Annotated in this window: 19 protein-coding genes; 8 read left to right on the plus strand and 11 right to left on the minus strand. The window is 71.7% G+C overall.

Annotation, left to right across the window (positions count from 1 at the left end; all coding sequences use genetic code 11):
- Positions 1–191: 191 nt before the first annotated feature.
- Entirely contained in the window at positions 192–614 is a 423-nt protein-coding gene (locus BKA14_RS19730) for a hypothetical protein (RefSeq protein WP_184952404.1), read from the minus strand.
- A gap of 195 nt (positions 615–809) precedes the next feature.
- Here BKA14_RS19730 and BKA14_RS19735 point away from each other — a divergent pair, with 195 nt between their 5' ends.
- Positions 810–3,791 carry an MGH1-like glycoside hydrolase domain-containing protein gene (locus tag BKA14_RS19735; protein WP_239092994.1) on the plus strand — a complete coding sequence of 994 codons (2,982 nt, stop codon included), beginning with the start codon at positions 810–812 and terminating at the stop codon, positions 3,789–3,791.
- Here the strand turns inward: BKA14_RS19735 and BKA14_RS19740 are convergent.
- Positions 3,788–4,336, minus strand: coding sequence for a nucleotidyltransferase family protein (locus BKA14_RS19740; protein ID WP_184952405.1), 549 nt, complete (start codon positions 4,334–4,336; stop codon positions 3,788–3,790). The two genes, BKA14_RS19735 and BKA14_RS19740, sit on opposite strands and share 4 nt — an antisense overlap.
- Positions 4,337–4,466: 130 nt before the next feature.
- Entirely contained in the window at positions 4,467–4,682 is a 216-nt protein-coding gene (locus tag BKA14_RS19745) for a hypothetical protein (protein ID WP_239092992.1), read from the minus strand.
- A 320-nt stretch (positions 4,683–5,002) separates the two neighbouring features.
- Here BKA14_RS19745 and BKA14_RS19750 point away from each other — a divergent pair, with 320 nt between their 5' ends.
- Complete coding sequence (locus BKA14_RS19750; protein WP_184952406.1) at positions 5,003–5,593, plus strand: endonuclease domain-containing protein; 591 nt, start codon at positions 5,003–5,005, stop codon at positions 5,591–5,593.
- Between the two features lie 268 nt (positions 5,594–5,861).
- On the opposite strand, the gene arfA is transcribed toward BKA14_RS19750, so the two are convergent.
- On the minus strand, positions 5,862–7,355 hold the full coding sequence (gene arfA / locus BKA14_RS19755) for an arabinosylfuranosidase ArfA (protein ID WP_239092991.1): 1,494 nt from the start codon (positions 7,353–7,355) through the stop codon (positions 5,862–5,864).
- Positions 7,356–7,400: 45 nt separating this feature from the next.
- Between arfA and BKA14_RS19760 the strand changes: the two genes are divergently transcribed.
- Positions 7,401–8,075: an NUDIX domain-containing protein gene (locus BKA14_RS19760; RefSeq protein ID WP_203722399.1), complete on the plus strand. Its 675-nt coding sequence runs from the start codon at positions 7,401–7,403 to the stop codon at positions 8,073–8,075.
- 693 nt (positions 8,076–8,768) lie between these two features.
- Here BKA14_RS19760 and BKA14_RS19765 read toward each other — a convergent pair.
- Both BKA14_RS19765 and BKA14_RS19770 read right to left on the minus strand, forming a co-directional pair.
- Entirely contained in the window at positions 8,769–10,031 is a 1,263-nt protein-coding gene (locus BKA14_RS19765) for a putative bifunctional diguanylate cyclase/phosphodiesterase (protein ID WP_184952407.1), read from the minus strand.
- A 1,790-nt stretch (positions 10,032–11,821) separates the two neighbouring features.
- On the minus strand, positions 11,822–14,110 hold the full coding sequence (locus BKA14_RS19770; RefSeq protein WP_184952408.1) for a putative bifunctional diguanylate cyclase/phosphodiesterase: 2,289 nt from the start codon (positions 14,108–14,110) through the stop codon (positions 11,822–11,824).
- Positions 14,111–14,242: 132 nt separating this feature from the next.
- Here BKA14_RS19770 and BKA14_RS19775 point away from each other — a divergent pair, with 132 nt between their 5' ends.
- Complete coding sequence (locus BKA14_RS19775; protein WP_184952409.1) at positions 14,243–16,066, plus strand: sensor domain-containing diguanylate cyclase; 1,824 nt, start codon at positions 14,243–14,245, stop codon at positions 16,064–16,066.
- Between the two features lie 113 nt (positions 16,067–16,179).
- Entirely contained in the window at positions 16,180–19,812 is a 3,633-nt protein-coding gene (locus BKA14_RS19780; RefSeq protein ID WP_184952410.1) for an ATP-binding protein, read from the plus strand.
- On the opposite strand, the gene BKA14_RS19785 is transcribed toward BKA14_RS19780, so the two are convergent.
- The 5 genes from BKA14_RS19785 to BKA14_RS19805 form a co-directional block, all read right to left on the minus strand.
- Positions 19,772–20,413: a hemerythrin domain-containing protein gene (locus BKA14_RS19785; RefSeq protein WP_184952411.1), complete on the minus strand. Its 642-nt coding sequence runs from the start codon at positions 20,411–20,413 to the stop codon at positions 19,772–19,774. The two genes, BKA14_RS19780 and BKA14_RS19785, sit on opposite strands and share 41 nt — an antisense overlap.
- A 45-nt stretch (positions 20,414–20,458) precedes the next feature.
- Positions 20,459–21,433 carry a helix-turn-helix domain-containing protein gene (locus BKA14_RS19790; protein ID WP_184952412.1) on the minus strand — a complete coding sequence of 325 codons (975 nt, stop codon included), beginning with the start codon at positions 21,431–21,433 and terminating at the stop codon, positions 20,459–20,461.
- On the minus strand, positions 21,433–22,425 hold the full coding sequence (locus BKA14_RS19795) for an alpha/beta hydrolase (protein ID WP_239092988.1): 993 nt from the start codon (positions 22,423–22,425) through the stop codon (positions 21,433–21,435). Before BKA14_RS19795 ends, BKA14_RS19790 begins: the two co-directional genes overlap by 1 nt.
- 88 nt (positions 22,426–22,513) lie before the next feature.
- A complete protein-coding gene (locus BKA14_RS19800; protein ID WP_184952413.1) occupies positions 22,514–22,840 on the minus strand; it encodes an ArsR/SmtB family transcription factor in 327 nt (108 codons plus the stop codon).
- Positions 22,833–23,264 (minus strand): SRPBCC family protein, encoded by a 432-nt coding sequence (locus BKA14_RS19805; protein WP_184952414.1) that lies wholly within the window; start codon positions 23,262–23,264, stop codon positions 22,833–22,835. Before BKA14_RS19805 ends, BKA14_RS19800 begins: the two co-directional genes overlap by 8 nt.
- Before the next feature lie 56 nt (positions 23,265–23,320).
- Here BKA14_RS19805 and BKA14_RS19810 point away from each other — a divergent pair, with 56 nt between their 5' ends.
- From BKA14_RS19810 to BKA14_RS19820, 3 genes are all read left to right on the plus strand, one after another.
- The gene (locus tag BKA14_RS19810) at positions 23,321–24,154 is read left to right on the plus strand and encodes an aminoglycoside phosphotransferase family protein (protein ID WP_184952415.1); all 834 of its coding nucleotides are present in this window, start codon (positions 23,321–23,323) and stop codon (positions 24,152–24,154) included.
- Positions 24,155–24,165: 11 nt separating this feature from the next.
- On the plus strand, positions 24,166–24,705 hold the full coding sequence (locus BKA14_RS19815) for a hypothetical protein (RefSeq protein WP_184952416.1): 540 nt from the start codon (positions 24,166–24,168) through the stop codon (positions 24,703–24,705).
- Positions 24,706–24,767: 62 nt separating this feature from the next.
- Positions 24,768–24,992, plus strand: coding sequence for a hypothetical protein (locus tag BKA14_RS19820; RefSeq protein WP_184952417.1), 225 nt, complete (start codon positions 24,768–24,770; stop codon positions 24,990–24,992).
- Positions 24,993–25,027 lie beyond the last annotated feature (35 nt).

A 25,027-nucleotide genomic window follows, 5' to 3' on the forward strand; every position in this document is an offset into this window, starting at 1 on the left:
GCCGTTCCCTGGCTGCCCGGCCGGCACCGGGCCGGTGCGGCTGGGCTGGATCCGCGTGCCGATCGTCGCGCTGGTCCACACCGGGACCAGCCTGACCGCGTACGGCATCACGGTTGTCGTGGCGGTCCCCTTGTGCGTGGCGGCGGCCCGGCTGTTCGCGGCCTGGCTCGAAAAGCCGGGCCCGCCGAGCGTCAGTCCGCCGACGGCCGATACTCGTCGCACTGGCGGCCCCGCTCGGCCTGCGCCGGCGTCACGCCCGCACACAGCCGGACCGGCGGCTTGACCCCGCGGAACAGGTACGACGTCTGCACCTTGAAGCTGCTGCGCCCCGGCCCGCAGTGCTTGCCGAAGGTGCGCCACTCGAGCCCGTCGGCCGGCCCGCTCTGCCCGACCTGGATCACGGCGCACCGGAACAGGCTGCGCCCGACCAGTGTCCCGGTGATGCGGAACGGCGGCACGGGCCGCTCCGGGATGCTCATCATGTGGTCGTACGTGCCGTAACCGACGACGCTGCCGGCACTGAGCCGGAACTGATTGCTTCCGGCGGCCGAGGCGGGCGCCGCGGCGACCCCCAGGCCGGCGACCGCGGCGAGCGCGATGACAAGGGTTCGCACTGGTGACTCCTTGTGGTGGTGAGCTGTCGACAACATCAACGCGGAGCCACCCGGTCTCGTCACTCCCCGCCGAGCGCCGCCGGCCGGATGGGGGGACCCGTTCATCGTCTTCATGATCCGCGGCCGGTCTTGACGTTGATGAGTGTCGATGTTTGACTTTGGGCATTCTTGGTCGTTCGGCTCCGGGAGCGTGCGATGGTGATGGGTCGGAAGCGTCTCGGAGCTGTCGCGGTGCTGAGCCTGATCGGGGGTCTGCTGACGCCCGGCTCCCCCGCCGAGGCGGCCGTTCCGGCACCACCGCTCTATCCGCCGGCGGGCCCGACGACCCGCTTTCTCGACCACCGCGTACTGCTCGGCGACACGCCGGAGCCGGACTGGTACGAGTCGAACATCCCGTTCGTCGACCTGCCCGACGCCGAGATCGAGAAGACCTATTACTACCGGTGGCGCACCTTCAAGGAAGCCCTCAAATACACGGGTCCCCAGGACGGCTGGATCGTTTCCGAGTTTCTCGGGCCGGTCGGCTATGCGGCGCCGTTCGGCGGGATCGACGCCGCGGCCGGGCATCACATCTACGAGGGGCGCTGGCTGCGCGACCGCCGTTATCTCGACGACTACGTCGACTACTGGCTCACCGGCTCCGGTTCCGAGGCCAAACCGGCCACCGAGGAGCTGAACAAGAACACGACCGACTGGGCCCACCAGTATTCGTTCTGGGCGGTCGACGCGGCGGTGGCGCGGGCCGAAGTGACCGGCGACTGGAAGTTCCTGACCGACCGCCTGGCCGCCCTCGAAAAACAGTACGCGGGCTGGAAACGCACCCATTTCGACGCGGCCCGCGGCGTCTACTGGCAGACCCCGGTGTGGGACGCGATGGAGTTCACCGCGAGCTCGTACCAGAGCAGCGACCCCTATCACGGCGGCGACGGTTACCGGCCGACCCTCAATGCCTACCAGTACGGTGATGCGCGCGCACTGGCCCTGCTGAAGCGCAGGACCGGCGACACCGCGGCCGCTCAGCGCTACGAGAACGAGGCCGCGCAACTGAAGACGGCCACCGACCGGGTGCTGTGGGACGGATCGTTCTACAAGCACGTGATGAAGGGGCAGGACACCCGGATCGCCGACCGCGAACAGATCGGGTTCGTTCCCTGGTATTTCCACATGCCCGCGGCCGGCAAATCCGTGGCCTGGGCGCAACTGACCGATCCGCAGGGCTTCGCCGCGCCGTACGGGCCGACGACCACCGAACGCCGCAGCCGCTGGTTCCTGCACGAGGCGCTCGACGGCTGCTGCCGCTGGGACGGGCCGAGCTGGCCGTTCGCGACCAGCCAGACCCTGACCGCGCTGGCCAACCAGCTGCTCGACTACCCCGCCCAGTCGTATGTGGACAAGGACGACTACACCGCGATCCTGCGGGGTTATGCGCTGACACAACGCAAGAACGGGCGGCCCTACGTAGCCGAGGCGCACCACCCGGACGAGGACCGCTGGATCTATGACGGCGCCGGGCATTCCGAGGACTACAACCATTCGACCTTCGCCGACCTGGTGCTGTCGGGCCTGCTCGGCATCCGGCCCCAAGCCGACGACACCGTACGGATCGCGCCCCTCGTGCCGTCGGGCTGGAACCATTTCGCGGTCGAGAACGTGCCGTATCACGGTCACAACCTGACAATTCTGTGGGACCGGGACGGCAGCGCCTACGGCCGGGGCGCCGGAATGCGGGTCTGGGTCGACGGCGTGCAGAAACTGTCGCGGGCCACGCTGGGGGATGTGCGGGTCGCGGTCGGCGCGACGTCGGCGGCGGCCGGTCAGCCGGACCTCGTCGACGATGCTGCGAACGTACGAGAAACCGGTTTTCCGCGGGCGTCGGCGTCGTACACCTGGTCGGCCGACAGCGCCGCGAACGCCATCGACGGGCAGAACTTCCACCTCGACGTGCCGAGCACGCGCTGGACCACCTGGCAGTCGCCGAACGCGTCGGACTGGCTGGCCGTCGACTTCGGAGCGCCGACCACCGTTTCCGACGTACGGATCGACTTCTACGACGACGGCGGCGGGGTGCGCACTCCGGATACGTACGCGTTGCAGTATCAGAATTCCGCCGGGGTCTGGGCCGACGCTCCCGGCCAGCAACGCTCCCCCGCGACGCCGGTCGGGCGGGCCGTCAACCGCATCGTGGTCGATCCGCCGCTCATCACCGATCGGCTGCGCGTGGTGCCGGCCAGAAACGGCGGCGGCGCGATCGGCATCACGGCATTGCAGGTATGGCGGCAGCCCGATCCCCGGTTGGCCGCGCGATTCACGAGCGATTCCCTGGCCGTCGACGCCGGCACGACGACCACGGTACAGACGCGCGTCACCGCGTCGAAGACAATTCCGGACGTACGGGTGTCGCTCGAACTGCCGCGCGGGTGGACGGCCCGGCCCCGTACGGCTGCGCAGGTCCCGGTTCTCGCCGCCGGGGCCACGCTGACGACGACGTGGGACGTGACGGTGCCGGCCACCGCCGACCCGCTCGCGGGCCTGCCCGTACGGGTGCTGGCGCGCTCGGCGTCCGGGGTCAGCGGGGCCGTGCTGCCCACGTCGTACCAGTTCGCCCCGGACGACTATCCGGTGACGCTGTGGGACGACGACTTCTCCGCCGACCGGCTGGCGCAGTATCGGATCGACCACCCCGCCGCCGAGCCGTCACCCGCTCTGGCCGTCGCCGGGGGCACACTGACCGCCGCCGCCCCCTCCCGCGCGTTCGCCGTGCTGGCCGCGCCCGTGGCGGCCTCGGCCGGCGGCACCGCGGTCATCGTCGAGCCGTCGGCGTTCGCCGGCTCCGCCCCCGAGGACAGCCTGTTCCTGGGCCTGTCGTCGGGTGACGCCACGAACGCGCTCGCCTGGTACAACCACCACTTCGGCACGTCCGGCGCCGACGTACGGGTCAACGGCGCGTCCCAGCCGGACGGCGGCTGCTGCGCGAACGTGAAATGGCAGGCCGGGGACAGGTTCGCCGTCCTGGCCCGCTCGGGCACGCTCACCACCTGGCACGAACGCAACGGGGCGTGGAGCCTGATCCACACCGCGCCGCCGGCCACGGTGTCCGGCTCCCCCGCCTTCGGCTTGCGCCTCGACAACGGCACGCTCGCGCTCAACCGGGTGACGATGCGGACTCGTGAGCGTTAGATCTCCAGCCGTAGTCCGGCCCATCGGCCAAGCCATCCCTTGGCTTCCATGCGGCTTCGTACCTTCGCCCGGCCTGCTGCGTTGTCGAAGGCCGGGGACGGGCGGACAACCATTCCCACCAGATCTTCGGTCCCGTGACAGCACACCAGGTGTACAGAGCCGGCCCGTAGAGTCACCGCGACGCACGTTGCCGTTTCGGGCCAGCGCGAGATCGCGTCCAACGCGGACGTGTGAGGCTCATCGCCGTTGCGCAGATGCATCCGTGCTTGATTACGTATCTCCCACGGCACCCCAGGCATGACCGTCAGGGCTTGAGCCTCGGCACGTGCATCCTCGCGCGGATCCACCTTCTCCGGATCGAAGTAGGCGACATCCACATCACGCTCCGGCGAAACCGGAAGATTGCTGATCGCGTCCCACACACGGTTGCGTACGAAACCGGCACCGATCCACCAGTCCGGCAAACCGAGATCAGCCGCAGCGCGCAGAATCCTCATCGCCCCCGGGTCCGACTCGATCAGGCCCGCAACATCCCGTCCGCTCATCACCCGTCAATAGTCGGCCACAAGCGTGCTGCATCGGCGGGAGACACGTCCGGATCTGCTGATGAGCGGCTGTCGACCGGCCCGACCGAAACACCGGCACAGGGCGCGGGCACAGTGGTTGGATCGCCTGTCAGTTCCACACTTCATCGTTCGGGTTCTCGCCCAGCATCCGTGCGCTCTCCCTGCACAGGTCCTCGCCGAACAGCTGGTTACCACGGGTATCGGTAGCCCAGGTCTCATCCGCCAGTGCGGCGATCGCTCGCCAGGAGCACTCGTCCTCGACCCGCCACCGCCTTACCTGCCGTGCGATGTCCAACGTCAAGGTCAGCCCCCACGCCTCCAGCACATGGCCATCATGTCGGACGCCGTGTTCAGGCGCATCCGGATTGGCCGCTGTCCGAAGGTTGCGGGCAACCGTGACCGGCCTCAGGCAACAGCGGGTGCCGGGCTCAGTCGGCTGCGCGCGGCAGAACAACCTGCTGGGTGGTCCGGTCAGCGGCCGGTGGCGTCGTGGCGATCATGAGCCTCACGTTCCACGGCAAAGACCGGCCACGACGCCGAGCCCGGTCGGACAGGCCTACCGTCGTGCCCTGCCGGGTCCGAGGTGATAGTCACCGCGCAGGCCACGGCCGCCACGTCAATGGCATCTCTTTGTACCATTCGGGCATGAGAGAGGGCGCCTACGCAGGGTGGAGCGCAGGCGCAGAGCAGGTCAACGAGTGGATGCGCCAACTGCCGCCGCGGCCGCCTCCCCAGTTGGGCGCGCACCTGCGCAACCGTGCGGTGCTGCCGCCGCAGCGGGTCGAGGACAAGCACAATTTCAGCTGCCCGGCGAAGAACCGCCTGGTGCGTGTGGACGTCGGCATACGGGTGGAACGGAAGTGGTGGCCCCGGTCGGACATGTGCATGGACGCTCTACCGCTGCGGGCGATCCGCGCCCATCGAATGACCGCCCAGCGCTACCGGGACATGTTGAAGGCCCAGGGCGGCGTGTGCGCACTCTGCCCGGACGGCTTCAACTGGCTGTGCTGCGAGCCGGTGCCGCTCGCGGTTGACCACGACCACGCATGCTGCACAAAGCGCAGCTGCGGGCTGTGCGTGCGTGGGCTGCTGTGCGGCAACTGCGGCCAGTTCGTGTCCCAGTACGAGCGCTCCCCGGAACGGGGTAACCACGGCAGCGAACAGCGGCTGGAGCGGGCCGCGCGGGTCGACGCCTACTTGGCGGCTTACCGGGCGCTGCGGGCCGCGCGGGACTGACCTCCAGGTTCCCTACCGCCGGCGGATCGCAAACGATCCGGTCGACCGGGCCGGCGGGGTCTCGGCGAACGCCGCCGCTGCCCATGCGGGATTTTGTCCGGCTGGTCGCGAAGGTGGCGCTCTGGTTGACCCCGTTGTCCCGCAGGTAGACGAAGAACTTCACCTCTTCCCCCTTGGTCTGGTAGTTCGGCAGGTTCAGGGTGAGGGGGCCCGGCGCCGCCCCCAGCACTTCTCGAAGTGGCACCAGCGACTGTTCTGCGCAACCCCTTCACGTGGTGAGGCGGATAGCGGCCCATGAGACCGGGGGCAGCGTGACGCGCACCGTGTCGCCGTCGACGGACACGGCTTCGAGCGGTTGCGGGACCACGCGATCCGGGTTGTCCTGCGTGTTGGTCGCGGTCAGGTCGGTGTCGGTCAGGAGCCACGCCTCGGCCAGGCCGGCGGGGCCGGCGAAAGCGCCGACGGAGAAGGTCACCTCGGCCGGCTCGTCCTGGCTGCGGTTGACGGCGAAGACGGTCAGGGAGCCCGGTTCGTGAGTGGCCACCGCGTCGAGCACCGGGACGTCGCCGTAGCGGGTGGTGGCGTACGTGGGGGAAGTGATCTTGACGTCGAGGACCTCGCCGGTGGCCAGGCGCGACGTGAGAGCGAACGGATGGAAGGTGGTCTGGCGCCACGCCGGGCCCGACGATTCGGCCCGGATGGGGGCGATGACGTTGACCAGCTGGGCCTGGCACGCGGCGGTGACCCGATCGCTGTGACGCAGCAGGGAAATGAGCAGGCTGCCGACCACCACGGCGTCGGTGACGTTGTAGGTGTCCTCGATGACGCGCGGGGCGATCTCCCATGCCGTGGGCGTGGGGGCGTTCTGGTGACGGCTGAGATACCAGACGTTCCACTCGTCGAACGAGATGTTGATGCGCTTCTTCGACTTCAGGCGGGCAGCCACGCTGTCGGCGGTGGCGGTGACGCTCGTGACGAAATGGTCCATGTCGACGGCGGAGGCCAGAAACGACGCCAGGTCGCCGTCCAGGGGTTCGTAATAGGCGTGGGCCGAGATGTAGTCGACGGAATCCCACGCGAGCGACAGCACCTCGGATTCCCAGGCACCGAACGTGGGCATCGTGGAACCCGAACTGCCGCAGGCGACCAATTCCAGGCCGGGCTCGGCGGCTCGCAGCGCGCGGGCGGTTTCGGCGGCGAGCCGGCCGTATTCGTGCGCGGTCTTGTGGCCGATCTGCCACGGGCCGTCCATCTCGTTACCCAGGCAGAAAAGCTTGACCCCGTACGGTTTTCCGCCGCGCAGCCCGGCCAGGTGGGTGCCCTCGGGCTGGTTCAGATATTCGTGGACGTCCAGGGCTTCCTGCACCCCGCGGGTGCCGAGGTTGAGGGCGTACATGACCTCGACCCCGGCCTTGTCCGCCCAGCGCATGAATTCGCCGATGCCGACCTCGTTGGTCTCCAGGCTGTGCCAGGCCAGGTCGCGCCGCACGGGCCGGGACTCGACCGGGCCGATACCGTCCTCCCAGCGGTATCCGGAGACGAAATTGCCGCCCGGATAGCGCACGAGTGAAACCCCCATTTCCCGTACGAGGGAGAGCACGTCCTCCCGGAAACCGTCCGTGCCGGCCGACGGGTGCGACGGCTCGTAGAGGCCGCCGTAGACGCATCGGCCCATGTGTTCGACGAAGGAGCCGAACGTACGGCGGGAAACGGGGGCGACGACCCGGGCCGGGTCGAGGTGCAGCGAGGCACGCACGGTCACTTGAGGCTCCCGACGGAGAGTCCGCCCTGCCAGTATCTCTGGAGGGTGAGAAAGGCGACGATCAGCGGCACGATCGACACCAGTGAACCAACGATGATGAGGTTCCACAACGATTGCCTTGGCACCCCATATCTCGCGGACCCCGATGTGGATGTCGCCTGCTTCGAGCCGGAGAAGGTGGACCCGATCGAGGACGCACGCACCGGATCTAGCATGATCTCCATGGACGACGTCAACGCCGGTGAGCTACCCGAACTGACGTTCACACTCCCGGCCATCCCGGCCTCGGCCGGCGCTCTGGTACGAGGACGCAAAAACCGATTGCTCATTCTGAAGCCCACATACAAGGGCGGCTGGACGATCCCGGGTGGGGTTGTCGAGGTCGGCGAGTCACCGTGGGACGCGTGTCGCCGCGAAACCGCTGAGGAGTGCGGCCTCACCGTCACCGCGGGCCGGCTCACGTGCGTCGACTTCCTCTGGCCGCGGCCCCACCGTCCGGGTGGTATGCGCTTCCTCTTCGACTGCGGCGTCTTCGACGACGCCGTCTTGGACACGGTGGTCATTCAGCCGATCGAGATTGCCGAAAGCCGGATCCTGCCGATCGACGCGGCGCTGCCCCTGCTCAGCGGACCCGTCCGCCGTCGGGTACGTGCCGCCTGGAAGGCGAAGCGGGTGCGTTATCTGGAGGACGGCCGCCCCGTACAGGGAATCAGCTCTTAGCAAGACGAGCCCGTGCCATGTGACGGCGGCGAACGTCGACTGTTGCCGGCGGCGAACGCTCGGCGGGGTCTGTGCAGCCCAGCCGTGCTTCCGCGGCGATGCCAGCCGGTGATGTGGTCATTCACGACGTGCTGGCGACCGTGTGCTGCACGTGCACCACATCGTCAACCGAGGCGGGAAGCCCTGACCCCGCTCACCCGTCGTGACGAGGCAACACGCATCGCGCTGTGGTCGCTCCGGCCGTGTAGTCGCGCGCTAGGTTTCAGTCATGACTCCTCGCCGGTCGTGCCCTGAGTGCGGCCAGGACTGGGTTCGACTTCTCCGTTTCAAGGATGATGGTTCGCGGTTCTTCGTTTGTCCGGAGTGCGACTCGCTGTGGTGGTCCGAGCGGTCAGTCGGGGTCGAGCGTCCCTTCGATCTGGATGAGGTCCTGGCCGGACGGTTGAACGTCGTGGGCAACCCCTGGGTGGACCGCGTCTGGGACGACGTGATGGAGCCCGTTCCGGCGTCCGGCTCCACCCACGGCGGAGCCGCAGGGCCTTCCTCGCATCCGTGATCTGAGGACCGGTCCGCGATGGCGCCGGCACTGCCGCTCGGTTCGCGGCACATCCGGAGAATGGGCGAACGTGACCCCATCCATGCCGGTCTCGCGCAGGTGAGGCCCGGGGTTTCTGACCCCCGCCGCGCCGGCCGTCAGCCCGCCGGGGTCAGCAGGGCCTCGTTCGCGAGGAACAGCGGGATCGCGCGGGCCGGCTGGGGGACGGCGTAGTGGAAGCCCATGCCCTGCCGGTAACCGAGGTCGTGCAGCTTCTCGGCCTGCGCGGCGCTCTCCACCGCCTTGGCCACGGCCACGACGCCCAGCTCGGCGGCGAGCGCGGCGACGGCCCGGGCCACAGCGGCCTGCCGCGGCGAGGTGATGATCTGCTCGGTCATCGAGCCGTGCAGCTTGATCACGTCGATCGGCGCGTTCGCCAGCGCGGGCAGCGACCCCGGACCGGAGCCGAAATCGTCGAGCGACACCCGTACGCCCTGGGCCCGCACCGCGCGCAGCGTCTCGAGCACGGTCGCCTCGGCCAGCGCGTCCTCGGTCACCTCGACGATCAGCCGGTCCGGCTCGGGCACCGTACGGGCCACCTCGTCGGCGAAACCGGGCTCGCGCAGCTGGTGGGCGCTGACGTTGACGTACGTCTCGGGCCAGTCGGGGCCCTGCTGGCGGCACGCCTCGGCCAGCATCCAGCGGCCCAGCGGCACGATCAGCCCGCTGCGCTCGGCGACCGGGATGAAATCGCCCGGCATGATCGGCCCCCGGTCGGGGTGCTGCCAGCGGGCGAGCGCCTCCAGACCGGTCAGGCTGCCCTCGCCCTGGCTTCTTTCACCGAGGCGCACGATGGGCTGGTAGACCAGCTCCAGCTGACCACCCTCGACAGCTTCGTGCAGCCCGTCGAGCAGGGCCGCCTGGTCGCCGAAGCGGCGCTTCAAGCCCGACTCGTAGTGCGACGGCCGGCCCCGGCCGCGCGTCTTGGCCACCCGCACCGCCATGTCGGCCTTGCTCAACAGGTCGCCACCGGTGTCACCGGGCACCCCGCAGGCCACACCGAGCGCGGCCCGCGCCGACACCGGGCGGCCGTCGACGTCGATCGGGCTGTCCAGCGCGACCTGGACACGGTCGGCCAGCTCCTCCAGCGCGGACCCGGCGATCTCGGGCGCGAGCACTGCGAACTGGTCACCGCCGAGCCGCCCGACCACGTCACCCTCGCGCACACTGTCGCGCAGCGTCCCCACCACAGCGGCCAGGATGCGGTCGCCCACGACGTAGCCGAGCACGTCGTTGACGCCGCTGAAGTTGCGAAGGTCGACCACGAGCACGGCGGGCGGATGGCCCCGCTCGAACCCGGCGGCGACCTCGTCCAGGCGACGGATGAACTCCACGCGGCCGAGCACGCTTTCGTCTCCCACAGCGCGTAGTATCGCCCGCTCCCCCGCCACCGGTGGCCGGAACGGGCCGATCCCGCCGCCGTCACGGCCGCTCCACCATCCCGCGACCACTCCACGCTCCGCTATTCCGCCCCCTGGACGCCTCGCCCCGCCCCGCCTACCGCGCCCTCACGCCGCGCCCCGGGCTGCCGCGCCACCATCCCGCTGTGCCCCCGGCCCGCCGCGCCACCATCGCGCCGCACCCTCGGCCCACCGCGCCGCCATCCCGCCCCTGTCAACGCCGCGCCCCCGGCCTGCCGGGCCGCGATCCCGCCGCGCCGCCGACCCACCGCGCCACCATCCCGCCCTCTTAACGCCGCGCCCCCGACCCACCGCGCCGCCATCCGCCGCACCCCCGGCCCACCGCGCCGCCATCCCGCCCTCCTGACGCCGCACCCCCGACCCACCGCGCCACCATCCCGCCCTCCTGACGCCGCACCCCCGACCCACCGCGCCACCATCCCGCCCCCTTGACGCCGCACCCCCGACCCACCGCGCCACCATCCCGCCCCCTTGACGCGCACCCCGGCCCACCGCGCCGCCATCCCGCCCTCTTAACGCCGCGCCCCGCCACCTCGCCGCCATCCCGCCATCGCCCCGTCGGCCCCACCCGCTTTACGCCCCCGCCATCCGTGCCCACCACCACGCCGTCCCGCTCGCCAATGAACGCGCCTACACCAATTGCATCAAGGCCGCCGTTCAGTGCCGAACATGAATGATCGAACGGCTTTTTCAAATGCCGCCACGAAGGGCTGGAGATCAGCGTGATCGACTACTGACATTGTGCTGAGGGGGTGCGGGATAATCGTTGCATGGGCCGTCAGATGTCTTTGTTTGGCCGGGCCGAAATTGCGGAAATGCGAGATCGGACCAAGGCGCGCAACTATTCGCCGAGCAGTGACGATTTTCGGCGTGAGCATGCGCGCCGCCGGGCGTGGGGATTGCGGCGGCGCCATGAGGAGAAGCTGCGTTGGGTGCGGAGCAGTGGCCGGGCCACGTTCACTGACCTCGCGGATCCGGTATGGCCCTCGGAGTCGGCGCAGCCCGCGCCTCCCGAAGCTCCAGCGCAGCCCACGCCCGCAACAGTTCCAGCGCAAGTCACGCCTCCCGAAGCTCCAGCGCGGCCCACGCCCGCAGCAATTCAGCGCGGGTCGCGGTTCCCCAAACTTCAGCACAGCCCACGCCTGCAACAGCTCCAGCGCGGGTTGCTCCTCCCGAAACTCCAGCGCCGCCTGCAACAGCTCCAGCTCATGTCTTCCGAAACCCCGGGGCAGACCGCACCTGCAGCGGCTCCAGCTCAGCCCACATCCCCGGAGCTGCGGCGCAGCACGCACCGGCAGCGCCATCGGCTACGACTCCACGGGCCGCAACTCGGCGCTGCTGCATTCGCGGCATGTGTTCGACGGTGGCGGGGTGTTCGCGCAGCCAGCGCAGCGTGGTGGTCAAACCCGTGGCGGATCGCGCAGTGTTCGGAGCTTGCGCGCGGCGGGTTTTGATTTCGTGGTGGTCAAGGTGGCACTCGATGCCCTTGTCAGGCGGCGGGCTGGTGCAACTCATCATGCTTTGATCAGGGCCGCAAGAACGAAGAAGCGACCATGGGGTGGAGGAGTGCAGGCCATTTCGCTGCGTCGAGGCCCGGAAGATGAAGAAAGCGAACAGGCGGATGAGCGCCACTCATTGTGCTGTGCTCGAGGCCGGGACAGAAAGAAATTCATTGGGCTGCCGTGAAATGAGGGGTGAGCCGGCGGGGCGGGTGGCGGGAGTTGAACAGGTCAGGCGACCGGGGCCGGGAGCATGCGGGATTCGATCTCGGTGGCGGTGGCGGGGCGGCCGAAGAGGTAGCCCTGGGCCAGGGAGTAGCCGGCGGCGTGCAGGCGGTTGGCCTGGTCCTCGGTTTCGACGCCTTCGGCGACGGCTTCGATGCGCAGGCCGTTGGTGAAGCCGATCAGGTGTTCCACGATCACCGCGCCGGCGTGGTCGGCTGCGGCGCCGCTGACGAACGACTTGTCGACCTTGAGGACGTCGACGGGGACCGTGAGCAGCAGGCTGAGCGACGACTGGCCGGTGCCGAAGTCGTCCAGCGCCACCCGCAGGCCCCGTTCGCGCAGTTCGCGGACTGCTTCGAGGGGGGCGCCGGCCTCCAGCACGGCTGTCTCGGTGACCTCCAGCAGCAGCGCGGCGCGGTCCACGCCCGTACGGGCCAGGATGTCCTCGACCTCGGCCACGAAACCGGGCTCGGCGAGCTGGCGGGCGGAGACATTGATGCTGATCTTCGCGGGGGCCTGCGCCCCGAAGCGGCGCTGCCACTCGGCGGCCTGACGGCAGGCGGATTCGAGCACCCAGCGGCCGATCTCGACGATCCGGGCGTTGCGTTCGGCCAGCGGGATGAAGACGTCCGGCGAGACCAGGCCGTGCTCGGGGTGACGCCAGCGCAGCAGCACCTCGACGCCCGCGGCGCGGCCGTGCGGCAGCTCCACGATCGGCTGGAACAGCAGGAAGAATTCGTCGCGGTCGAGGGCGCCCAGCAGGTCGGTGCTGAGCCGGGCGGTCCGCTGGGCCTGCTCGTCCATCTCGGCGTCGAACCAGTGCCGCCGGTCACCGCCGCGGGCCTTCGCCTCGTACATGGCCACGTCGGCCCGGCGCAGCAGGTCGGAACCTTCGTCGCCGGGGCGGGCGGTGGTCACGCCGATGCTGGCCACGCTGCGCACCCCGGCGCCGAGCCGCGGCGACTCGCGCAGGCCGGTCAGCACCCGGTCGAGGATCTCGTCGACGCCGCGGTCGGTGACGTCGCGCAGCACGATCGTGAACTCGTCGCCGCCGAGCCGCGCCACCACGCCTTCGCTGCCCACGGCGGCCCGCAGGCGGCGGCTGACCACCATCAGCAGCGCATCGCCGGTGGTGTGGCCGAGCCGGTCGTTGACGCTTTTGAAGTCGTCCATGTCGAGCAGCGCCACGTGGAACTCGGCCCGCGTGGCCAGCAGCACGTCGACGGTCTCCTCGAACAGCGCGCGGTTGCCGACACCGGTCAGCGGGTCGTGGGTCGCCTGGTACGAAAGCTGGTCCTGGGTTTCACGCAGACGGTTGAGGCTGGTGTCGACGGTGGTCCACAGGCGGCGGTTCTCGCGCAGCGCGTACAGCTGGCGCAGCATGACCAGCACCGTGAGGACGGCCGTGCTGATCCGTACGCCGGTGCTGTCGCCCGCCGAGAGCAGCAGCGCGTCCATGGCGGCCACGGCGATGTACGGCACCACGCTGATCCGCCGGGCCTGGCGGGGCCGCGGCGCCCGGGCCCGGCTCCGCGCCTGGATCTCGGCCGCGAGCACCAGGCCCAGCGAGCCGACCGGGATGGCGATGAAACTGGAGGACAGGTACGGATGGCCGGCCAGGAACGGGGACAGGCCGCCGAACACGCCGCTGAGGGCGCTGCCCGCCGACAGCACGTGCAGGGCGCGGCGGTCGAGCCGGCCCGCACCGGCGAACGCCACCTTGACCAGCGTGACCACGGCGACGAACCCGACCGACACCATGATCAGTACGGGTTCGGCCGACCGGGACTCGGCGATCCACTCCTGGTGGTCACGGATCGAGAACTGCCAGACGAACGCGCCCCCGGCCACCAGCACGACGCACGAGTCGAGCAGGAACCGCACCCAGTCGCCGCGGGTCCGCTGCCAGGACGGCAACCGCAGCAGCGCCCAGATGACCATGCCCATGGTGGCCAGGTACCAGCTCAGCGTGACCAGCCCGATGCGCTGGGACGGCTGCGGACCGCCCAGCGCGTCGAAAGCGTTGGAGACCACGCCGCCGACGTAGAACGAGGCGGCCAGGGCGAGATGCCGCCAGAAGCGGCGCGTGCCGGCGTCGAGGGTTTCCGAACCGGAGACCTTCCAGCTCGCGTACGCGGCCAGGGCCGCGCTGGCCACCGGCGGGAGCCAGCCCAGGATCGGCACCGACCATTCGTGCCCGAGGCCGATGAGCAGCCACGCGACACCGGCCAGCACGAGCAGCGCACCGGCCGCCCCGAGGGCGTTCCGGCGCAGCCCCAGCCTCGCCTGCTCCAATGTCGTTCCTCCGGATCCCGTACGGCGGTGGTTCGAGAGTCCTCATCGGCGCGGCGCGGGGGTTCCTGCAGCAAAGTTTCCTGCAAACCTCGTCGGCTCACCTGTGGGGGAAGGCTGCCGATGAGAGCCTGTATGAGAGACCTCGCCCGCAGGTCCGACCCCGTCCTGGCCGGGCTCGCGGCGGTCAGCGTCGCCATCGTGCTCTGGTTCCTGGCCGGCCCCGGCGGCGCGACCACGTCGTGGGGGGTGCAGACCTGCCTCGACCTGCTCATGGCGGTCTTCGCGGGGCGGATGGTCCGGGCCACCGCCGGTCAGCGGCACGCGCGCCGGTTCTGGCGGGCCGTGCTGTTCGCCGGCGTGACGTGCGGGCTCGGCGACGGCTACCAGACCGTCCTCACCGTTGTCCACGGCGCGAACCACCAGCCCAGCCCCGTCCAGACCGGCCTGGTCGTGCTGGGGATGGTCACCGTGGTGTTCACGATGCTGTTCCACCCGCTCGGCGGCACCGGACGCCGGCGTCTGCGGCTGTGGCTCGACGCGACGACCGTGCTCACCGCGGTCATCGTCTTCCTCTGGTACTTCGTGCTGGCCCGGGTCGTGACCGACGGCGACACCACCGAGCTGATCGGCGCGGTCGCCACCTCCGCGGTCATGGTGCTGATCACCGTCGGCCTGCTCAAGCTCCTGCTCAGCGGCACCGCCCCGTTCGACCGCGGCCCCGGCCTCGTGGCCAGCCTGGGTGTGGCCGGCACGGCCGTCGCGGCCTCCACCGTCACCCTGCTCACCGGCACCGACGACCCCGGCGTCATCTACGCCGCCCAGCTCGTGCCGTGCCTGCTCATGCCGGTCGGCATGCGCTACCAGGAGCTGCGGATGCGCCGGCGCAGCGCCGAGGCCCGCGACTCCGGGCGGCGGGCCAGCCGGCTCCCGTACGTGGCCGTCGCCGCCGTCCAGCTGCTCCTGCTGGCCGCCCTGGCCGGCCGCGGTGGCGACCTGCAGATGTGGGGCGTCACGATCGGCGCGGTGGCCATCACCGCGCTGGTGCTGAGCCGGCAGAGCGCCGCCTTCACCGACATCGAACGGCTGACCGACGAGATCGACCGCAGCCGCGAATGGTTCCGGTCGCTGCTGCAGCACTCCTCCGACGTCACGCTCGCGGTGGGCCGGGACGGTTCGGTGGGCTTCACCACCCCGGCCGTGCACAAGGTGCTGGGCATCGAGTCCGCGGAGCTCTACGGCACGGCGCTGGCCGACCTGGTGCACCCCGACGACGTGCCGACCCTGCGCGAGCTGCTGGCCCGGCTGGCCGCGCAGCCCGGCGCCGAGGCCGACGCGCAGATGCGGCTGCGGCACACCGACGGGTCGTACCGGTGGTTGCAGGTTGTCGGCGTCGACCTCACCGGTAACCCCCGTGTGAACGCGATCGTCTTCAACGCCCGCGACGTCACCGAGGCCCGGGCCCTGCACGACGAGCTGCGCCACCAGGCCACCCACGACGCGCTGACCGGGCTGGCCGACCGCAGCCTGCTCGAGCAGCGGCTCGCCGGGCTGCCCGACGGCCAGGTCAGCGTGCTGCTGATCGACCTCGACGGGTTCAAGCCGATCAACGACCGGTACGGCCACCACGCCGGCGACCAGGTGCTGATGGCCGTGGCCGAGCGGCTCACCACATGGACCCCCGGGCACGGCCTGGCGGTGCGTCTCGGTGGTGACGAGTTCGCCGTGCTGCTGCCCGGTTCCGACGGTGCGGCGGCGGCTGACCGGGCCGAGCAGATCGCGCTGGCCGTGGCGGAACCCGTACGGCTGCCGGACGGCCGGGAGGTGACGGTCGGCGCCAGTGTCGGCGTGGCCACGGGCGCCCCCGGCGACGCGACGCAGCTGCTCAAGGACGCCGATGCCGCGATGTACCGCAGGAAGGCCCGCCGCACCGGATCGGCGCTGGCCCCGGTCCGCTGAACTGCCGAAAGACTCAGCCGTACGCCCTGAATCCCCCGTTCGGAGGGCCCTGCGGCGCGCGGATCCCCGGTAGCGTCGGCCCGGAACCTCGCCCCACCTGCAGGAAGAGCACCGTGCACATCTCTGTTCTCGGCCCCACCCGGGCCACGGTGCAGGGCTCGGTGGCCGACCTGGGCGGCCCCCGGCAGCGCGCGGTGCTGGCCCGCCTGGCCGTCGCGGGCGGCGAAGTGGTCTCGGCCGACCGGCTCGTCGACGACCTGTGGGGCAACGCCGACGTGCCCGCCAAAGCCCTGGCCACGCTGCAGGTGCACGTCTCCCACCTGCGGCGCGCGCTCGAACCGGGCCGGGCCCGCCGCACCCCGGCGACCGTGCTGGTCAGCGCGCCCCCCGGCTACGCTCTGCGGCTGCCCTCGTCCGGCGTCGACGCCTGGCACTTCGACGACCTCGTACGCCGGGCCGCCGCCGCCGGCCCGTCGTCGCGGGAGCGGTTGCTGACCGAGGCGCTGGCTTGCTGGTCGGGTGAGGCGTACGCCGAAGTCGCGGCCGAACCGTGGGCCGTGCCCGAAGTGGCCCGCCTGGCCGAACTGCGCCTGCTGGCCGTGGAGTCGCTGGCCGAGGCCCGGCTCGACCTGGGGCGGGCGCCGATCGTGGTGGCTGCCCTGGAACGTCATCTGCACGACCACCCGGGACGCGAGGGGGCGGTGCGGCTGCTGGCGCTGGCCCTCTACCGGGCCGGTCGGCAGGGTGAGGCTCTGGGGGTGTTGCGTCGCACCCGGGAGCATTTGGCCGACGAGCTGGGGGTTGATCCGGGGCCCGCGCTGCGCGCTTTGGAGGCGGACATTCTGGCGCAGTCGCCCGGGCTGGACGGTCCCGCTTCGGCGGGACCGGCCGCGCTCGTCGGTGGCCCGGGGCCGGCAAGCCGCCCCGAAGCCGACGTCGCTGGTGGCCCCGCACCGACTGCCGGCCCGGAGCCTGTCGTCAGCATGGGCCGCGCGTCGACAACCGGGGCGAGATCCGCGAACCACGCGGCTCCCGACACTGCGCCAACAACCGGTGCCGCGGGTGCCGCCGGTACGGCGGGTGCCGCAGGTACCACGGGTGCCGCGGGTGCCGCGGGTGCTGCGGGTGCTGCGGGTGCTGCGGGTGCTGCGGGTGCTGCGGGTGCTGCGGGTGCTGCGCCGAGGATCGGCGACGCAGGCGAGAACGGACTGCGGCCCGGGCAGAGGGTGGGATTCGGGCATTCGGCGACGACTTGGGGCCGGGAAACGGAACTGGCGGCGATCACCAAGGCTGCGCAGGAGGCCGCCCGGGAGGGGGCCCGGGTCGTGCTGGTCGGCGGGGAACCCGGCGTGGGTAAGACGACCCTGGCCGAGGCCGCTCTGGTGCGGCTGGCCGGCGAGGGCTGGCGGGCCCGGCGTGGCCGTTGCCCCGAAGTGGAAGGCGCCCCACCGGGCTGGGCGTGGACGGAAGCGGTCGGCGACGTCGGCGGCAGACGCGGCAACGACAGCGAAAGCCGCCGGGACGGCAACGACAGCGAAAGCAGAAGGGGCAGCAACGACAGCGAAAGCGGAAGAGGCGGCAACGGCAGCGCCAGGAGCCAGGACGGCAACGAGAACGGCGGCAGCGGCAGCGGCCGGGACGGCGGCAAAGGTAAGGACGGCAGGGGCAGGAGCGGCGGCACGCTGAACCCGTTCGAGCTGGGCCGCGACATCGCGCTGGGTCTGGACGGCGGCCCGACGGTGGTGCTGCTCGACGACGTGCACCGGGCCGATGACCTGACGCTGCAGCTTCTCCGGCAAGTGGTGGCTCAGCAAGCCGGCCGCCCGCTGCTGGTCGTCGTCACCTACCGCATCGGTGACCGCGGGGACGAGCTGGAGGCGACGATCGGGGCACTGCTCGGTTCGACGGCGTTGCACCTCGAGCTGCGCGGTCTGGACGGCACGGCGGTGGCCGAGCTGGCCCGGCGGCACGGGCTGGCCGAGGCGGGGCCGGAGCTGCTGACGATGGTGGCCGAGCGGACCAACGGCAACCCTTTGTTCGTACGGGAACTGGCTCGTCTCATCGCCGCCGAGGGGACGCACGCGGCGGGGTCGGGGGTGCCGGCGGGGGTGCGGGAGGTGTTGCGGCGGCGGGTGGCGCGGCTGCCGGACGCGGCGGCGACGACGTTGCGGCAGCTGGCCGTGCTGGGGCGCGAGGCCGACCTGGACACGCTGGCCGAGGTGGCCGGGCGTGACCCGGACGACCTGGTCGACGCGGTGGAGACGGCGGTGCTGGCGGGGTTGCTGGACGAGCCCGCGCCGGGGCAGGTGCGGTTCACGCATGCGCTGGTGCGGGACACGCTGTACGAGGACACGCCGTTGCTGCGCCGGGCCCGGCTGCACACGCGGGCGCTGAAGGTGCTGGACGGGCACGCTGACGCGGCGACGCTGGCCCGGCACGCGGCCGCGGCGGCGGGTCCGGCCACGGCGCAGGAGGCGATCCCGTACGCGGTGGCCGCCGCCCGCGCGGCTGAGCGGGCCGGGTCGTGGCGGGAGGCGGCCGGTGAGTGGCGGCAGGCGTTGCGGCTGCGGGGGCTGGCCGGCAGCCGTGCGACCGGGGCGGCGGCCGAGTTGCTGGCGCCGGCGGTGAACGCGCACGCCCGCGCGGGCGACATCATGCGGGCGCGGCGGATCTACGTGGAGGCGGCGGCCGGGGCGGACCTCGCCGTGCTGACGGCCTGGGACGCGCCGTTGATCTGGACGACGCGGGACGGGCGGGAGCCGTCCGCCGTGGCGGTGGCGGCCATCCGGCGGCACCTCGCGACCGACGTCGCAGGTCCGTCCCGCGTACGGCTTCTGCTCGCGCTGTTCCGGGAGCTGGAGGGTTTCGACGAGCCCGAGGCGCAGCGGGTCAGCGCCGAGGCCCTGGCCCTGGCCCGTACGGCGGGTGACGCGCGGCTGTTGTGCGCGGCGCTCAACGTGCGGGCGTACGCGGCTCTCGGTCCGGATCTGCGCGACGAACGCCGGGCGGTCGCCGAGGAGTATCTGGCCTGCGCGACCGGGCACGGCGAGATCGATCATGAGGCGGTCGCGCACTGGCTGCTGTTCCTGGAGTCGGCCGCCCGCACCGACCTGGACCGGGCCCGGGCCGAGATGGGGCTGGCCGTCGCCCGCTCGACGACGGGGCAGCTGAGCGGGCTGCTGGCCGTGGTCGGCATCTTCGAGGCGCTGCTGGAGCTGCTGGCCGGGCGGGTCGAGGCCGCGCTGGAACGGTACGCGGACGTGAGCCGCCGGCTGGCCGAGCACGGCGCGCTCAACGGGGCCGCGATGGCCACCGTGGGGCGGGTCGGGGCGGCCATGGCCCGCGACGAGTGGGCGCCGCTGCTCGGCGAGCTGACCGCGGTGGAGGCGGCGTATCCGGGCCGGGTCACCGATCCGCTCGTGCTGGCCCTGCTCGACGCGGGTGACGAGGCCGAGGCGCGACGGGTGTGGGCGGGGCGGTTGCCGGTCGAACGCAACTACTACTGGCTGGGGTTCACCGCGCTGCGCGGGCACGCGGCGGCCCGGCTCGGCGACGTGGAGACGGGCCGGCTCATCGCCGCCGAGCTGCTGCCGTTCGCCGGCCGGGTCGCCGGGCTCGACTCGGGCACCCTTTACGCCGGGCCGGTCGACGCGGCCCTGTACGCGCTGACGGGTGACGAGGCGTACGGGAAATCGGCCGCCGCCCTCACCGAGCGCCTCCGAACACCAGGTTCTCCCGCCGCTTGAACGGCAGCGGCAACAGTTTGATCATGATGGCGACCGGGATGCCGCCCTCCTTACGGGTCTCGGCCAGCTCCGCCTCGGTGGCCACGGCCAGGATGCGCGGCACCTCGAAGGTCATCTTGGCGCCCCGCTTGCGGATCGCCGCCTCCACGCGGTTCCACTCGTCGTCCGAGACGTACTGCTTGATCAGCGGGACGATCGTGCGTTCCTCGTCGGCGATGTGCTCGTGCAGGGTGTCGCGCAGGTCGGCCAGGTCGGCGGCGAGTTCGGCGGGCACGATGTGGCCGGCCTTGAGCGCGGCCGCGCCGGAGCGGATCCGGGTCAGTTTGGGGTCGAGCACGGCGTGGTCGTCGGTGAGCTCGGTCAGGTCGACGTGCGCGCCCGCGGAGCGTTCGAGCACCGGCCACAACACGTCGTCCTCGGCGCTGTGATGGTGGTGGATGCTGTCGCAGAGGTCGGTCAGGTAGTCGGCGATGGCGGCGGCGCGCTTGCGGTCGAGGCGCGGGCTGTTGCGGGCCAGGTCGGCGGTGAGGCCGGCGCAGCGGTCGAGGTCGCGCAGCATGGCCCGGTGGGCGAGGAGCAGTCCGCTCGGTTCGTTGTTCATGGGAACACCGTGCCGGTGACCACCTGCGAGCGACCTAAAGCCCACTTAACGCTGGTTGTTGTGCAACCGGCGCAGGGCCAGGGCGAGGTGCAGGCGCAGGCGGCCCTGCGGGTCCCGGACGTCCCAGCCGAGCACGGGCAGGGTGTGCGCGAGCCGGTCCTGCAGGGTGGAGTGGTGCACGCGCAGGGCGGTGGCGGCGGCGCGCAGGCTGGCCGAGCGGGCCACGGCGTCCAGCGTGGCCAGCACCCAGGGCGCGGTGGCGGCGGCCCGGTCGAGGGCGCGCTGGTCGGGCACGGGTTCGGTGCCGGGTCCCACGGCCGCCGCCAGCAGGGCCAGGCCGCCCAGCTCGTCGGCGTGCACGACGCGCGGACCGGGGTCGGATTCGGTGCCCTCGGCGGTGAAACGCAAGGCCAGAACCGCTCCCTCGTACGAGGCGGGCAGCCGCACCACCGGGCCGGCCGGGCCCACTCCGGCCCGGCCTTCCGGGAGGCCGCCCGGCTCGGGCAGCAGGCGCACCGCTCCGCTTCCGAGGGCGACCACCCGTACGGGATCGTCGGGGTTGAAGCCCAGCCGGGCGGCCGCCTGCAGGCGCAGCGGTTCGGCCGCACCCGCGTCGATCACCAGCTCGACCAGCGCCGGGTCGGCCTGCGCGGCATGCCCGCGGGTGCGTTCGAGCACAGCCCGGGCCGCGGCCGCCGCCCGCTCGAGCACCATCGCGTCGACCGGACCGGGCGGCCCACTCCGTTCCAGCCACAGCGTCGCGCTGCCCGCCGCGGCCGAGATCCAATCCTTGTCCCGTACGCCGGACGGGGTGGACGCGCCGTCCGGTTCGACACGGATCCGGACGCGGCGTTCGTCGTCGACCAGCCGGGCCGCACAGCCCGAGAGCACGGCCGCCCCGCGCACGATCGTGTGCAGACCGGCCCGCGCCTCGGCGAGCCGGTCGAAATACGCGATCACGTGCAGGGCGGCGCCGGCGTCGGGGTCCAGCGCCGCCAAGCGGACGGCGAGATCCTTCACTACATCCCCATCAACCTCGAAAGCCAGCGCACCCGGGCCGCGCGCGCGTCCTGCGACACGGCCGCCTGCGGCACCATCATGTCGAAGCCGTGGAAGCCGCCGGGCCACACGTGCAGCTCGGCCTGGCCGCCGGACCGCCAGATCGCGCTCGCGTAGGCCACGTCCTCGTCGCGGAACGTCTCGGCCGAGCCGACGTCGACGAACGCGGGCGGCAGGCCGGACAGGTCCGTGGCGCGGGCCGGAGCCGCGTACGGGGAGACGTCGGCGCCGCCGCGGGCCTCGCCGAGCAGGGCCGTCCAGCCGGTGTCGTTGGCCGTCCGGTCCCAGACGCCGCGACCGGCCATCTGGATCGCCGACACGGTGTCGTTGCGGTCGTCGATCATCGGGCAGAGCAGCATCTGACCGAGCAGGGCGGGGCCGCCGCGGTCACGGGCCATCAGCGCGACGCCCGCGGCCAGGCCGCCACCCGCGCTGGCGCCCGCGATGACGATGCGCTCGGGGTCGATGCCCAGCTCGGCGGCGTGCTCGGCGGTCCAGACCAGGCCCGCGTAGCAGTCCTCGACCGGCGCCGGGTGCGGGTGCTCGGGGGCGAGACGGTACTCGACCGACACGATCACCGACGGCACCTCGGCCGCCCAGTCCTGCACCACCTCGACACCCGTACGGTTGTTGCCGACGACCATGCCGCCGCCGTGGGTGTGGTAGATCGCCGGCAGCGGGGTCGTCGCGCCGGTCGGGGTCAGGATCAGCAGCTCGACGTCGGGGTCGCCGGCCGGCCCGGGCACCTGGCGGCGGGTCACGGTGAAGGCGCCGGCGCGGGCCAGGTCGTCGTCGGTGAGGTCGGCCAGCAGGGCACCCTCGCGCATCGGCTGGATCATGTCGGCGGTCAGTGCGGGCGGCATCTGCTCGCCGATGACCGCGAGGGCGGCGCCCAGCTCGGGGTCGAACGGCGGCGGCGGGCCGGCAGCGGTCTCGGGCAACACATTCGTCACGGGAACCCCCTTGTTACAAGAAGATTTCGGCGGTGTGACCCATTCTGTTGTCCCAGCCTGCCACGAGCCGAGCGCCGTACGGCGGAACTTACCCGCCGGATGGCGGGGCCAGCCCTCGCAGGCGGGCCAGGGCCGTCGACCAGTACGCCTCATATTTGACCAGCCACGGGGCGAAGACCCGGGACATCGCCTCGGCGTCGAGCTCGTAGAGCTGGTGACGGCCCCGCTTGGTCGCCGTCACCAGACCGGCCGCGCGCAACGCCATCAGGTGCTTGGAGATGCCCGAGGCGACCAGCTCCGGGAAACAGGCGGCCAGCTCGCCCACGGTCAGCGGCCCCCGCTCGGCCAGCAGGTCGAGGACACGCCGGCGGGTGGGGTCGGCCAGGGCCCGGAACAGCGCGTCCTCGTCAGACACCGGCCGCCGTCACCACGCCGGCCAGGCGCTGGAGCACCTGGTGCCGGTCGGCGCCCCGCTCGTACGCCTCGGCGGTCTGCTCCCACCCCGGCTTGCCGATGCCCGCGAAGCCGTCGTGCACCAGGTGGACCAGGGTGCCCCGCGCGGCCGGCTCCAGCGTGATGACGAGGCGACCGGGATGCACCCAGCCCGCGTCCTCCTCGAGCCACGACAGCACGAGCCGGCCCTCGGGCACCAGCTCCAGCACGACGCCGCTGATCCAGGTCTCGCCGTCGCCGCCCGGCATCCGGTAGGCCCCGCCGACTCTCGCGTCGATCACCAGGTCGGGTGAGAGCCAGCGCCGCAGCCCGTCCTGCGTGGACAACCACCGCCAGACGACACTGGGCGGGGCAGGAATCTCCAGGGAACGGGTAACCTCCGGCATCGTGGCCTCCTCGACGCTTTACCGCTTGGTAATGCATTACCGTACGGTAAGACGTCATGGATGACAAGCTGGCGTGGGCGGCCCGCGTCTGGCGCCCGCCCGCCGAGGTGCGCGAACTCCGCGGCGGTTACACGTCGACGATGCTGGCCCTGACCGCCGACGACGGCGAACGGGCCGTGCTGCGGCTGATGACGAAGCAACCGTGGCGGCGCCACGCGCCCGGCCTGCTCACCCGCGAGGCCTCCGTCCAGCGGCAGCTGCACGGCTCGCCGGTCCCCGCGCCCCGCAGCCTCGCCGTCGACCTGACCGGCACGCCCGCGCACCTCATGTCGTGGCAGCCCGGCCGGCCCCGCCTCGACGACGCGCCCGTGGCGCCCGCCGCGCGGATGCTGGCCGAGATCCACCGCTTCGACCCCGGCCCCGACCGGCCCCGCGCGTTCCAGTCCTGGGCGCCACCGGCCAAACGGGTCGTGCCTCCCTGGACGACGCGGCCCGCATTGTGGGAGGCGGCGTTCGCCGTGCTCGCCGCGCCCGCCCCGGCGTACGAAGGGGTCTTCCTGCACCGCGACTACCACCTGGGCAACCTGCTGTGGGAGGGCGACCGGATCAGCGGCGTCGTGGACTGGGTCGAGACGTCGTGGGGACCGGCGGCCCTCGACGTCGCGCACGCCACCACGTACCTGGCGATGCTGCACGGGGTGCCGGCGGCCGAGCGGTTCGCCCGGGCCTGCGGGACGGCCGAGGTCCGGTACTGGAGCGTCATGGACGTCGTGGGCTACCTGCCCGACCCGGTCAAGGTCGCCCAGCCGTGGCGCGACGCCGGAGTGGAGATCAGCGACCGCACCGCCCGGCGCCGGCTCGAGGAGCGGCTCGAGACCGTCCTCGGCTAAGTTGCATTCTCATGACGTGCATCGTCGGGATCACGGACGGGCGGACCGTCACCGTCGGCGGTGACTCCGCGGGCAGCGACGGGTGGCACGTCGCAGTCCGCTCCGACTCCAAGGTCTTCCAGGTGGGGCCGTACCTGATGGGCTTCACGACCAGCTACCGCATGGGTCAGCTGCTGCGCTACTCCCTCGACGTCGGCGAACCCGACACGTGGGACGTCGACCGGTTCATGGCCACCACGTTCATCGACGCCGTCCGCCAATGCCTCTCCGACGGCGGCTACGCCCGCACCGAGGACGGCCAGGAACAGGGCGGCCAGTTCCTCGTCGGCATCCACGGCCGCCTCTACGTGATCGGCGACGACTACCAGATCGGCCACACGATCTCGGGTTACGCCGCGGTCGGCTCGGGCTACCTGGTCGCCCTGGGCTCACTGCACTCCACGGCCAAGACCCCGATCAACAGCCACGACCGCGCCGTGCTGGCCCTGGAAGCAGCGGCCGAGCTCACCGAGGGCGTCCGCCCGCCCTTCACCGTCGTCCAGTCCGAATAGCGCCCGCCCGGCCAGTACGGTCAAGACGAACAGTGATGCCATCGAGGGGCGGGGGCCCGACCATGGACGAGCGAATCACGGTGACCGGAGCCAACGGCCGATCGGTCACCGTCACGAGGGGCCAGCGCTACTGGAAGTCCGGCGGCGAGGCCAACATCCGCGCCGAGTCAGCGGACGACATCCGCTACCAGGACCGCCGCGGGGACGAGCGCCGGGAGAGCGTCGCCTTCTTCGTCCGCAAATACGACATCGAGGGCTACAACAGCCCTTTCCCTTTCGGCTCCTGACCCCGCCGGGCCGCCATTGCGGCCGTGCTGTGTCA

Origin of the sequence: Paractinoplanes abujensis, assembly GCF_014204895.1 — a bacterium.
GTDB classification, from domain to species: domain Bacteria; phylum Actinomycetota; class Actinomycetes; order Mycobacteriales; family Micromonosporaceae; genus Actinoplanes; species Actinoplanes abujensis.

Excerpts from the sequence above, each read along its gene's own strand:
- BKA14_RS19735 (WP_239092994.1), top strand. The coding sequence starts at position 810 with ATGGTGATGGGTCGGAAGCGTCTCGGAGCTGTCGCGGTGCTGAGCCTG.
- BKA14_RS19740 (WP_184952405.1), bottom strand. The coding sequence starts at position 4,336 with ATGAGCGGACGGGATGTTGCGGGCCTGATCGAGTCGGACCCGGGGGCG.
- BKA14_RS19750 (WP_184952406.1), top strand. The coding sequence starts at position 5,003 with ATGAGAGAGGGCGCCTACGCAGGGTGGAGCGCAGGCGCAGAGCAGGTC.
- BKA14_RS19775 (WP_184952409.1), top strand. The coding sequence starts at position 14,243 with ATGAGAGACCTCGCCCGCAGGTCCGACCCCGTCCTGGCCGGGCTCGCG.
- BKA14_RS19785 (WP_184952411.1), bottom strand. The coding sequence starts at position 20,413 with ATGAACAACGAACCGAGCGGACTGCTCCTCGCCCACCGGGCCATGCTG.
- BKA14_RS19805 (WP_184952414.1), bottom strand. The coding sequence starts at position 23,264 with ATGCCGGAGGTTACCCGTTCCCTGGAGATTCCTGCCCCGCCCAGTGTC.
- BKA14_RS19810 (WP_184952415.1), top strand. The coding sequence starts at position 23,321 with ATGGATGACAAGCTGGCGTGGGCGGCCCGCGTCTGGCGCCCGCCCGCC.
- BKA14_RS19815 (WP_184952416.1), top strand. The coding sequence starts at position 24,166 with ATGACGTGCATCGTCGGGATCACGGACGGGCGGACCGTCACCGTCGGC.
- BKA14_RS19820 (WP_184952417.1), top strand. The coding sequence starts at position 24,768 with ATGGACGAGCGAATCACGGTGACCGGAGCCAACGGCCGATCGGTCACC.